The sequence below is a fragment of the Cellulophaga sp. genome (assembly GCF_039943695.1).
Lineage (GTDB): Bacteria > Bacteroidota > Bacteroidia > Flavobacteriales > Flavobacteriaceae > Cellulophaga.
This window is the reverse complement of record NZ_JBDVAA010000025.1, coordinates 41,098-53,623: the sequence shown is the minus strand read 5'-3', so window position 1 is coordinate 53,623 and position 12,526 is coordinate 41,098. Positions and strand designations below refer to the sequence as shown.

Below are 12,526 nucleotides of genomic sequence, written 5' to 3'. Positions count from 1 at the left end.
GGTTATTTATATTTTAACTTTTAATAAATGATTGATATTTTAAGATTAAAACCTACTTTTACCAATATCACAAATTGGAATAAAAAACCATATTCAAGTACTGGGGGTACTAGGGCAAAAAAAATATATATTGACGAAAATGATGATGAGTATTTCTTCAAAGGGTCAAAAAAACTTAAGGACGGAACTTTTAAATATAGAACAGAATTTTGGAGTGAAATTATTTCCTCAAAAATAGGAAATTGGCTTGGTTTTAAAATTTTGGATTATAATATAGCCTTTGATTTTAATAATGATCAACAAATAGGTTGTTTATCTAAGTCAATGGTGGAATACTCCGAAAATAAACTATCTGAGGGAATTGATTATTTAATGGGATTTGATTCAAAATACAATCCTAATACTGATGAATATCGTTATACTTTTAATTTTATAAAACAAACTTTAAATTATTTTGAATTAACAGAGTGTGAGCCTAAATTCATTGAAATGCTAATTTTTGATGCTATTGTGGGTAATTCTGACAGGCATCAAGAAAATTGGGGTTTTATCTCAAAATTTAGGGAGACAATGCAAGAAATTGAAAAAGAGATAAAAACTCAAAAAAATCTCATAGGTAAGATAATACCAAATTTTAAAAAATTTGTCACAAAAAATACTCTTAATCAGAGGCAATTAGAAGAAGAACAAAATAAAAAACCTAAAAAGTTGTCTTTATTAAATCAAGCTTTGATTGTACAAACTAATTTTTCGCCGATATATGATAGTGGTTGTTGTTTAGGACGCGAGTTATTAGATGAGAAAATAAAAAAGATGCTTAATGATCCACAAATGCTTGAAGCTTATCTTCGAAAAGGTAAATCTGAAGTTAGATATAAGGAAGGTAAAAAAATACCTCATTTTGAATTGCTTGAAAAATTAAATAATGATTATGAAAGTGTATTTATTCAGGTTATTGATAAAGTCAATAAAAATTATGATTATGAAATGTTAAGGGATTTAATTCTTAATATTGATTCTGAATTGCCGAAAGAGTTAATTAAATATAAATTACCAGAATTACGTAAGGAGTTGATGATAAAATTAATAGATTTGCGTATTAATAAATTAAAAAAATTAAGTGAGTAAAATTGGTAACATATTTTTAGTTTGGCGTAAGGGACCAGGGGCTAGAAGAATTCCAGTTGGTGAAATAAAAAGAAATTTTTCGCTAGGCGCTCGCTTTGAATATATCAAGGACAATCTTATAGAAGCTAAAGAACAGGGTTTTATTCCCTACACTGGTTTCCCTGAATTAGAGAAAAAATATAATGAAAATGTGATTGAAATTTTTGCTCAGAGGTTATCTAAATCTGAAAGGAATGATTTAAGTGATTTTTATGAATTTTGGAGAGTCGATAAAGATCGAAAACAAGATCCTTATTATATGTTATCTCAAACACAAGGTCTTCTCCCAATAGACAACTTTGAGTTTTTAACTGATTTTAATCCTAAAAAAGGCTTAAATTTTATTACTGAAATTGCAGGCTTGTCAAAATCTAAAATAGATTCAAGTAAATTATCTATAGGAGATAAATTATCTTATAAATTAGAGAAGGATAATGATTTTGATAGATATGCTGTAAGTGTATATAAAAATGATTTGTTTCTAGGGTATATAAAACTCATTCATTCTAGAATATTTTATAGAGCAAAAGGTATAATCAAAATACGCGCGCATCATATTGAAAAGAATGGAGTTTTAAAGAGAGTTTTTTTAGAGGTTATTGTTTAGTGACATTTTGTGTATAGGTAATTAATTTTTTATATGAAACTGAGAACCTAATAGATTTTTAGTTTTTGTTTAATTTTTGTGCAAAACAGTATTACCGCTTCACAGCAATAGTTTTAAAATAACTACGCAATTGCTGAATGTACTTGTAACGAAGTAACTTAGCATTGCCTTCTACCATTAATAAACGCACACCCATATAGGAAGACATTAAAAAGCTAGCAACAGCTTCACTATCTACGTGGCGGTCTATATAGCCATCTGTTTTGCCTTTTTGTAAATTGGTAATCAAATTTACTTCCCACACCTTAAACATTTCTTTAAGGAGCTTTACAATTGTTTCGTTTTTACCACTAAACTCCGTCATAAAATTACTTAACACAAAGCCATTGTCTAATTGGTTGTGTTCTGCCGTTTCAAGAGCATTGTCAAAGCATTTGTCTAAAATTACAGCAGGGTTTTCTAGTCCTTCAAAAGGAGCAATTAACTCGCTATATACTTTAGGGAAAATAATATTCTGTAGAATACTTATAAAAAATTCTTCCTTAGATTTAAAATGATAATAAAACGCACCTTTAGATAAAGATAGTTCTTTTAAAACATCATCTACACTGGTATCATAATACCCATTTTTATAAAATATTTCTAGGCCAACAGATTGCATTCTTTGCATTGTAGCCATGCGTTTTAAGTTCTTTTCCATTTTAGCTTCTTTTTGTTATAAAAAGACTAGTTAGTTTGTTGCAAGGTTCTCTTTTTTGCATCAAAATATATTTTATGGGTTATAAATGGTTGGTGGAACGATAAACTACATAGTATTGAAAATAAAAATATAGTTTACACAACTATATAAACTACTTAGTTTGTTTTATTATTGTGTAAAAGATGCAATAAATCTAAAAATTAGCTGCTTTTGTGTTGTAATTATAGTATTAGTCTTACAAAAAGTGTCTAATTAAAAAATTCTATGTTATTTTTATAAAAGAAATTAAGGTTTCTATTTTTTAACGACCAAGCAACCACAATGAAACCAAACCGGAACAAAACTGTTTTATTAGTTTTTTCTCTTTCCGCTAAAATAGAAGCAGAAAGGAAACCTTTGTTTGGTGGTAAAAAACAAGAAGTCTCTACTCAGTTTTTTGACTTATTAATTAAGAACACATTAGAGGTTGCAAATAAAAGTAGTGTAGACGTTGTTTGGTTAGATGAAACACAGCAACACGGTAACACTTTTGCAGAGCGTTATACTAACGCTTATAAAAGTTTGTACACTCAAGGCTATACCAATGTAATATCTATTGGTAATGATACACCAAATTTAACAGCAAGTCATATACAGCAAGCCGTAGATGCAATGGCTACTAAAAAAGTAGTTTTTGGGCCGTCTATAGATGGTGGTATATACTTGTTTGGGGTTCATAAAAGTATTTTTAATGAAGACGCTTTTAAAAACCTACCCTGGTTAACTTCTAAATTATCTAATAAAATACATTCTTTGGCTGTTGCCAAAAATGTGCCTTTCACGGTTTTGGAGTCGCTTCAGGATATAGATACAAAGGTATCAGCTATAGAATACGCCTGTGCAAATCCTAATTCAGTTTTAGCTAGTTTTATAATTGCTTATTTGAGACAGAGATCTAAAAAAGCAATAAAAACAAGCAACAATATAGTTTCTTCTTTTTACACATCTTCATTTTTACGTAGAGGTCCTCCTAGTTTATAAATTATTTAAATCGGCATTTTTATGAGTAAAAACCAATTGTAACTATAATTGGTTGTACTTGCTTATAAAATAATTTATCAACTTTATTACACTTAAATATGAAAATAGCTATAATAGCTGTAGTGCAGCTATTTGCCTTAACGGTATTTGCACAATCAAATACATATACTTCTAAAATATTAGATACAGACAACCAACCAATACCTTTTGCTACGGTAAAAGAAATAGGCAAAGAAAATTACACAACTACAACCATAGATGGTGACTTTACATTGCAAACTAGCTCTACTAGTTTTGTAATACAAGTGTCGTCTATAGGGTTTACAAGCAAAAAAATTACTATTACTAACGGTAATTTTCCGGCGAGTATTACACTAATGCCATCAGACGAACAGTTAAAAGAAATTGTAGTAACTGCTTTGGGTATAGAAAGAGAAAAACAATCGCTTGTTTCTGCTGTAACAAGAGTATCATCAGATAAATTAACAGAGGTTACTTTAACTAATGTGGTAAACAGTTTAGCAGGGCAAGTTGCAGGAGTTCAAATTACAAATGGTTCTTCTGGTGTGGGTTCTTCATCTAGAATTGTTATCCGTGGGGAAAATTCTTTAAGCGGAAGCAATCAGCCGTTATTTGTGGTAGACGGTGTGCCAATTAGCAACGAACAAATTACGAGCGACTTGGTAAACAACGGTGCTTTGCAAGAAGTAGATTTTGGAAACGGTGGTTCTGAAATTTCTCCAGATGATATTGCATCAATATCTATATTAAAAGGTGCTGGTTCTGCTGCACTTTATGGGGCAAGAGCTGCAAACGGAGTTGTAGTTATTACTACAAAACGCGGTAAAAACAAAAAAGGTTTTGGTGTTACAACAAGTAATTCGCTTACGGTAGAAACCTTACTTACCTTACCAGATTACCAAAATGTATACGGTGGTGGTTCTAACGGTCAATATTCTTTTCAGAACGGTAAAGGAGCTGGTGTTAATGATGGTGGCTTAAGTAGCTACGGACCAAGATTAGATCAAGGGTTGTTGGTAAATCAGTTTAACAGTCCTTCTGTAGATATTAACGGCAATCCTGTGCGTGCTGGTGATGTTATTGCACGTACAAATGCAGATGGTAGTTTTACGCCTATAACTGCAACTCCTTGGGTGTCTAACCCAAATAATGTGCGTAATTTTTTTGAAACAGGTATTACCAAACAAAACAATATAGCCATTAACTCTTCAGGCGAAAACGGAAGTAGTAGATTATCTTATAGTAACTTAAGAAATGAAGGTATTGTGCCAAATACCGATTTAGATCGTGATGGTATTTCGCTTAGTCTACATCAGAAATTAACAGAGCAATTAAATGTAAACGCCTTTGTAAATTATATAAATACACGTAGTGGTAACAGGCCAAACCTTGGTTATGGTTATGAGAATCCTTTGTATGGTTTTAACTGGACAGGTAGGCAGGCAGATGTTTCTGCTTTAAAAAATTACTGGCAAGCAGGTCAGGAGGGAGTGCAGCATTATGATATTAATTACTTATGGCTTACGAATCCATATTTAACGGTTAACGAAAACACCAACAGCTTTAATAAAAATAGAGTTTTAGGTAATGTTTCTGCTGTTTATGATATTACAAACAAACTAAATGTTGCAGTGCGTGCTGGTTTAGATACGTATGCAGACAAACGCGAGTTTAGAAGAGCGGTGAGTACAAATGCTAACCCGCAAGGCTCTTTTAGAGAAGATGATATTAGCTTTAGAGAATTAAATACAGATATTTTGGTGTCTTATAAAGATGCTATAAGCGATGATTTAAAGTATACAGTCTCTGTAGGTGCAAATAGGTTTGATCAAGAAATTAAATACAGTTATGCTGAAGCTTCACAACTAGCATTGCCTGGTATTTATACCTTAGCAAATTCTAGAACTCCGCTTAAAGGAGATAGTAGATTGTTTGAAAAACGAATTAATAGTGTTTATGGTACAGGTAATTTATCTTATAAAGATGCTTTGTATTTAGACCTTACCTATCGTAACGACTGGAGTAGTACATTGCCATCTAATAACAATTCGTTTGGGTATTATTCTGCCGGACTAAGTTTTGTAGCTAGTAGCCTTTTAAAATTACCAGAGCCAATCTCTTACTTAAATTTTAGGTTTAGTGCGGCTAGTGTTGGTAATGATACCAACCCGTACCAAAACACTCAAAATTTCTTATTTAACCAGAACTATGGTTCTAATTTTAGAGTAACTAATGAGACGGTTTTAAAAAATGCAAATCTAAAGCCAGAACGTCTTAATGCGTTTGAAGCTGGCTTAGAAGCCTGGTTTTTTAATGGTAGGTTGCAATTAGATGCTGCAGCGTACCAAAACACAAGTGTAGATCAAATTATATCTAGGCCAATATCAGAATCTAGTGGTTTTGGTAGTTTTAACGTAAACGGTGGTAAAGTACAAACCACAGGTTTAGAGCTTTTACTTAGTGGTACAGTAATTAAAAATGCCGATTTTCAATGGCAGAGTTCGGTTAATTTTTCAACATTTAGAAGTAAGGTTAAGGAGTTGCCAAGTGGTGTAGACCAGTTTGTAACTGGTACGGCAAATATCTTTTCTGGTGGTGGCGGATCTAACTCCGTTTTTTACATTGCAAAAAAAGATGGTCGTGTTGGTGATATGTACGGTACTGGTTTTGTTGAGGTAGATGGGCAAATTGTGCACGACTCTAACGGGTTTCCTGTTCAAGATCCCAACTTACGTTTACTAGGGAATTATAATCCAGATTTTACAATGGGTTTTAATAACAAATTTTCATACAAAGGATTAGATTTTACCTTTTTGTTCGATTGGCGTAAAGGCGGAACCATTGTTTCTAGAACAAAGGCCTTAGGTAGTACATCTGGAGTTTTAAAAGAAACATTAGAGGGTAGAGAATCTGGTATTATAGGTGCCGGTGTTGTAAATACAGGTACAGCAGATAATCCGCAATACTCACCAAATACTACAGTAGTGGCAGCCCAAGCTTACAACAATGCATTTTTTGATCGTGGTAACGAGGCAAGTGCGCTTTACAGTGCTTCTTATGTAAAATTAAGACAAGTAAGTGTATACTATAATTTTCCTGCAAAAATTGTAGATGCCATAGGTTTTAATAAAATTAAAATAGGTTTGGTAGGTAGTAATTTATTATTGTTTACAGAGAACCCACATTTTGATCCAGAGCTAAATGCATTACAAGAACAGAGTATTACATACGGAGTAGAAGATTTTTCATACCCGTCTACCAGAAGCTTTGGAGTGAGTTTAAAAACCGAATTTTAAGAAGTAAAAAAGATGAAAAAATATATAAAGCTATTTGTAGCAACAGCAGTAGCAAGCATTGTTTTTACTGCTTGTACTAACGATTTTGAAGAAAAAAACACCAACCCTAATGCGCCAGAAAGTGTGGATCCACAGTTTTTGTTAACCAATGTGGTTTCTGTATCATCAGACCTTAGCGCGTATCAACAAGGGTTTAGGCAGGCTAATTATTTAGCGCAATTTGCAGCAAGTATAGAGTTTGAGCGTATAGACCGTTATGAAATGGGATCTAATAGTGAGTATTGGAGTGCTATTTTTAGATTATTATCAGATATTAAATCGATGAAAGCCTCACCAGCGGCAAATGATGCTTACGTGGCTGTTGGTGATATCATGCAGAGTTACCTTTTTTCTCAGTTAACAGACCTTTGGAATGATGTGCCTTACACAGAAGCAGTAGCAGCTTTAGAAGGTACTTTTTCTCCTAAGTATGATACACAAGAAAGTATTTATACAGATCCAGAAACAGGAATATTAGCAGTACTTAAAAAAGCTGTTAATACGCTTGAAAACACAAATAACGTTATTCAGGGTGATATTATGTTTCAAGGAGATTTAGACAAGTGGGTACGTTTTGCAAACTCACTTCAAGTACGTTACTTATTACGTATTAGTAAAAGAACAACAGACTTTACAGATTTACAAACTTTGGCAGATTCTGGTAAATTAATGCAGTCTAATGCAGACAACGCTGTAGTGCCTTATTTGGCCTCTGCTCCTAACCAGTTTCCTATGTTTAACGCAGCTTTAGGGTTGTACCAAGAGCATACAATGACAAAAACAGTAGAAACTGTATTAACTGCATGGGATGATCCTCGTGTTGCAGTGCTTTATAAGCCTACAGAGGCAAGTAAAAATTCTGCTACGCCAGAATACAAAGGATTGCAAAACGGACAATCTAGTAGTACCATAAATGCAAATGGTATAGACTTAAATAACATATCTTTATTTGGGTCTATTTTTAGAGATGTTGCAGGTGGTATAGATGCACAATATATGCAGTATTCAGAAGTGCAATTTGCACTTGCTGAAGCAGCAGCAAGGGGTTATATTACAGGAGATGCAAATATGTATTACCAAAATGCAGTAACAGCTAGTTTTGAGTATTATAATACTGTGCTGCCTACAGACTATTTTACAAGAACAGAAATAGTATTAGATGGTACTGCAAATGATTTAGAAAAAATACTAACTCAAAAATGGTTAAGCTTAATTAATGTTGGTCACGAGGCTTGGTTTAATGTACGTAGAACAGGAATTCCAAATTTAGAGGCTGGTCCAGACAACTTTAATAATGATAAATATCCCGTTCGGTATTTGTATCCAGAATCTGAACAAGCAACAAATAGTGAAAATTATAAAGTAGCTGTGGAGCGTATTGGAGGAGATAATATAAACAGTAAAGGCTGGTGGGAAAAATAAAATAAAAAATATGAAACAAAAAATTAAACTAATTGGTATTTTACTAATGTTTGTAGTGTTTTTGGCTTGTAAAGAGCAAGCTAAAGATGTTGTAGAAGAAGTAAAACAAGAGCCCAAAAAAGAAGCTACAGGCAAAGCAAAGCCAAAGGGAATTGTAAACGGAGTAAAACAAGTTTGGATAGACGCAGATTTAGCTGTTGGAAAAAAGAATATAGGAAAACCTGGCTATTCTGATGTAGATGATGGTTATGCGGTTTTACAATTATTACAAGCAGATAATGTAAAAATTAATGGTCTAAGTACTGTTTTTGGTAACAATAGCGTAGAAAATGCTTTTGCTATTGGCAACTATATAAGTAAGGAGTTTGCAGCACAAAAAATTAAGGTTTATAAAGGTGCAAGTACAGCAATAAATTTAGACAGTGTGGTAACTAATGATGCAGTAGAGGCTATGGCTGCAGCATTAAAAAAGCAGCCATTAACTATTTTGGCAATTGGCCCCGCAACTAATGTTGGTTTGTTGCTATTAAAATATCCAGAGTTACAATCTCAAATTGTTGAGATTGTTTTAGTTGCTGGTCGCAGAACGCCCTTAGATTATTTTAAAATAGGGAACAAAGGTGTTTTAGCTAAAGATTTAAATTTTGATTTAGATAATACTGCTTTTCGTATATTATTAGAGCGCAATGTGCCACTTGTTTTTTGTCCGTATGAAATATCTAGTAAGGTTTGGGTAAAGCAAGAAGATTTAGAGATACTAAAAAATACTACTCCAGGTATGAAATGGTTGGCAACAGCATCACAACCTTGGATAGAGCAGTGGAAAAATCAAGGAGCCGACGGTTTTAATCCGTTTGATGTTATGGCGAGTCATTATATTATTGCTCCACAAGACATAATATCAGAGCCTTTACAAGCGCGTTTAGAGATTAATTTAGACGATACCGTAAAAGATAACAATAATGAGGTTTACAAATCTTACTTATTGTGTACCAAAGAAGGTGGCGCATCCGTAACATATTGTTATGATGTAGTACCTGGATATCATCAAAAATTAATGGCAACATTTAAAAACTAGCAAAGTGATTAAATTAAACAACAACATAGAGGATTTAACTAAGTATTTACAAATTAAAGATTGGTTAAAAGAAAACGAGTCCATTGTTGCTGTAGAAAAGCCTGGCGAAGGAAATATGAACTTTACGCTGCGTATACTAACAGAAACAAGATCTTTTATAGTAAAACAAAGTCGTGACTATGTAGAAAAGTACCCGCAAGTAGCTGCGCCAGCAGAACGAGTATTGCGTGAGGCAGAGTTTTATGAGGTTATAGAAAGTGTACCTAGTTTAAAAGCTATGATGCCTACTCTAATTGGTTTAGACAAGGATAATAGCGTTATGGTTATGGAGGATCTTGGTAATGGGTCTGATTTTACATACCTGTACCAATTAGGAAAAGAGTTTTTAGAGGAAGATTTATTTGCAGTCATAGACTTTGCAGCTTGTTTGCATACAAGTATTACTACAGAAACCCAGACGCATATAATTACCAACACTAAAATGCGCAAGTTAAATCACGAGCATATATTTAATTACCCATACGCAGTTAATAATGGTATTAATCTAGATGATATACTACCCGGTTTACAAAAAGAGGCAAACCGCTTAAAGGCAGATAATGTATTAAAGGCAGAGATAAAAAAACTAGGAGATTTGTATTTGGAGGATGGTGATATTTTATTGCATGGCGATTATTTTCCGGGTAGTTGGTTGGCAACTGTTGGTGGCTTAAAAATTATAGATCCTGAGTTTTGTTTTTTTGGTAAGGCTGAGTTTGAAATTGGTGTTATGTTAGCGCATTTAAAAATGGCAAATCAATCATCAATAATTATTGAAAAAGCTGTAAAAAGATATAAGTCTTTGGCAGATTTAGATGATGTACTTTGTTATAAATTTATGGCAATAGAAATACTGCGTAGAATTATAGGTTTAGCACAATTACCACTAGAAATAAGATTAGAAAAAAGAATAAAATTACTTAATGAATCACGTGAAATTCTTGTGAGCTAAGTACTTTTTAATTTTTTTAAATAAATAGAAGAACCAACTATGTAGTTGGTTCTTCTATTTTATAAAGCCGTCAAACAATATAAAATGTCTATAAGCGTTGGCTTTTTTTGGTTGATTGCACTAAATTGATATTCAAAATAGTCTTACAAGGTAGTCTACAAACTAATCGGTTTAAAAAAAGAAGTGCTTTGTAATGGCATTTTATAGTAAATTTGATGAAAAACAGGTAAAATGGACGCTAAAATTACTACATCAAAATCTATTGGTCTTGTGCTTTCTGGTGGTGGTGTTCGTGGTATGGCACATATTGGCTTAATTAAAGCAATGAACGAGTTTGGTATAACCGCAAACAGAGTTTCTGGTAGTAGCGTAGGTGCACTTGTAGGAGCTTTGTACGCTAATGGAAACTCTATTGATGATATGCTTCGTTTTTTTAAAGAAACACCTCTTTTTCATTATCATTTTTTAACCATTGCAAAAGCCGGACTTTTAGATACGGAAAAGTATATAGATGTGTTTGGCAAATACTTTCCAGAGAATGCTTTTTCGGCATTAAAAAAAGAATTACATATTGTAGCTACAAATCTTCAGGATGGTGATGAAGAATTTTTCTGTCAGGGAGAGTTAATTAGACCAATGTTAGCTTCTGCAGCATTACCTCCTGTTTTTTCTCCTATAGAAATTAACGGTAATTTATATGCAGATGGTGGTATAATGAATAATTTTCCTTTGGAGCCATTATTAAATACTTGCGATTATATTATTGGCAGTAATGTGTCTATTGTGGGTAGGTTAGACCAAAAAGACCTTAAAAACTCACTGCAACTTACGGGTAGGGTTACAGGTTTAATGATATACGCATCAGCAAAGAAAAAATTAAGCGCCTGTAATTTATTATTAGAGTCTCGTGAAATAGAACGTATTGGGTTGCTAGACCGTAAAGGCATAGAAAAAGCCTTTGTTATTGGTTATGATGCCGCTTGTAGGTCTTTTGAAAAAGAACTAAAACAACCACTTTAAAACAAAAAAAGCTGCTCTTTACAGAACAGCTTTGTCTATTTTAATTAACTAGCTTTTAAACATCGTCAAAATCTACTTTTAAAGTCGGTGTTGTTGCGTGTGCTTGGCACGTTAAAATAAGTCCGTCTTCAATTTCACTATCAGTTAAAATCTGGTTTTTAACCATTTCTGCTTTACCTTCTGTAACGCGAGCAATACAACTACTACATACGCCACCTTGACAAGAGTATGGTGCATCTATATTTTCTTTTAAAACAGCATCTAATACAATGGTGCTTTTATCCATTTCAAAAGTAAAATCTTCATCATCTACAGTAACAGTAACAGATGTTTGTCCGCCCTCTTTTACAGGCATTTCATCTTTAATTTCTGTAGTTGTAAAAAGCTCAAAATGTATTTTGTCTTCGCTAACTTCGTTTTCTTTTAAAGTATCAGAAACTGTATTAATCATAGCTTCTGGTCCACACAAGTAAATATCATCAAAAGCAATATCTTTATGCTTGTTTTTGGTAATATAGTTTACTGTAGACCTGTCTATTCTGCCAAAAATTGAGTTTTCATCTTGCTCTTGGCTGTATATAAAGTGAACAAAAAATCGGTTATTATATTCTAGTTGAAGCTTTGCTAAATCTGTATGAAACATTGTTTCTTCAAAAGATTTGTTACCGTATGCTAAAACAAATTTATTATTTGGATTGCTGTCTAAAACAGACCTAGCAATACTAATAATAGGTGTAATACCACTACCAGCGGCAAAAGCGGCAACATTTTTAACGGCATCTGTAGGTTTAAAAACAAACCTGCCTTCTGGAGCCATAACATCTAAAACGTCACCTTCTTTAAGTTTAGAATGTGCATAGTCAGAGAAGCCACCATTATCTACCTTTTTAACACCAATGGTAATACAATCTTTTTTAGGAGAAGAACTAATAGAATACGCTCTACGTAATTCTTTACCTTTAATTTCTTTTTTTATAGTAATGTATTGGCCAGATATAAACTTAAAAGTCTGAATTAAGTCTTTAGGAATAGCAAATGTTATTGCTACAGAACTAGGAGTTAAAGCCTTTATATGTTGTACCGTTAACGGATGAAAATGATTCATAAAAAAAATATTTTCTACAAAAATACACATTGCCCTTTTGATAAAAAACCTAGTTCACTA

Annotated in this window: 10 protein-coding genes; 8 read left to right on the top strand and 2 right to left on the bottom strand. The window is 32.9% G+C overall.

Going from position 1 to position 12,526, the window contains the following annotated elements; genetic code table 11:
- Positions 1-27 precede the first annotated feature (27 nt).
- Together ABJD66_RS02255 and ABJD66_RS02250 are read left to right on the top strand one after the other, a co-directional pair.
- Positions 28-1,128: a hypothetical protein gene (locus ABJD66_RS02255; RefSeq protein WP_348127719.1), complete on the top strand. Its 1,101-nt coding sequence runs from the start codon at positions 28-30 to the stop codon at positions 1,126-1,128.
- Complete coding sequence (locus ABJD66_RS02250; protein ID WP_348127716.1) at positions 1,121-1,774, top strand: hypothetical protein; 654 nt, start codon at positions 1,121-1,123, stop codon at positions 1,772-1,774. The genes ABJD66_RS02255 and ABJD66_RS02250 overlap by 8 nt, the downstream gene beginning before the upstream one ends.
- 91 nt (positions 1,775-1,865) lie before the next feature.
- On the opposite strand, the gene ABJD66_RS02245 is transcribed toward ABJD66_RS02250, so the two are convergent.
- Positions 1,866-2,474, bottom strand: a complete 609-nt coding sequence (locus tag ABJD66_RS02245) for a TetR/AcrR family transcriptional regulator (protein WP_100894343.1) — start codon at positions 2,472-2,474, stop codon at positions 1,866-1,868.
- Between the two features lie 321 nt (positions 2,475-2,795).
- Between ABJD66_RS02245 and ABJD66_RS02240 the strand changes: the two genes are divergently transcribed.
- The 6 genes from ABJD66_RS02240 (at position 2,796) to ABJD66_RS02215 (ending at position 11,361) form a co-directional block, all read left to right on the top strand.
- Positions 2,796-3,494, top strand: a complete 699-nt coding sequence (locus ABJD66_RS02240; protein WP_348127713.1) for a DUF2064 domain-containing protein — start codon at positions 2,796-2,798, stop codon at positions 3,492-3,494.
- A gap of 98 nt (positions 3,495-3,592) precedes the next feature.
- Positions 3,593-6,811, top strand: coding sequence for a SusC/RagA family TonB-linked outer membrane protein (locus ABJD66_RS02235; protein WP_348127710.1), 3,219 nt, complete (start codon positions 3,593-3,595; stop codon positions 6,809-6,811).
- Positions 6,812-6,823: 12 nt separating this feature from the next.
- Positions 6,824-8,272: a SusD/RagB family nutrient-binding outer membrane lipoprotein gene (locus tag ABJD66_RS02230; protein WP_348127707.1), complete on the top strand. Its 1,449-nt coding sequence runs from the start codon at positions 6,824-6,826 to the stop codon at positions 8,270-8,272.
- A gap of 10 nt (positions 8,273-8,282) precedes the next feature.
- Complete coding sequence (locus tag ABJD66_RS02225) at positions 8,283-9,350, top strand: nucleoside hydrolase (protein WP_348127704.1); 1,068 nt, start codon at positions 8,283-8,285, stop codon at positions 9,348-9,350.
- Between the two features lie 4 nt (positions 9,351-9,354).
- Positions 9,355-10,341, top strand: coding sequence for a phosphotransferase (locus ABJD66_RS02220; protein ID WP_348127700.1), 987 nt, complete (start codon positions 9,355-9,357; stop codon positions 10,339-10,341).
- 231 nt (positions 10,342-10,572) lie between these two features.
- Positions 10,573-11,361: a patatin-like phospholipase family protein gene (locus tag ABJD66_RS02215; protein ID WP_100894337.1), complete on the top strand. Its 789-nt coding sequence runs from the start codon at positions 10,573-10,575 to the stop codon at positions 11,359-11,361.
- A 55-nt stretch (positions 11,362-11,416) separates the two neighbouring features.
- On the opposite strand, the gene ABJD66_RS02210 is transcribed toward ABJD66_RS02215, so the two are convergent.
- Positions 11,417-12,466, bottom strand: coding sequence for a ferredoxin--NADP reductase (locus tag ABJD66_RS02210; protein ID WP_348127696.1), 1,050 nt, complete (start codon positions 12,464-12,466; stop codon positions 11,417-11,419).
- Between the last annotated feature and the right edge of the window lie 60 nt (positions 12,467-12,526).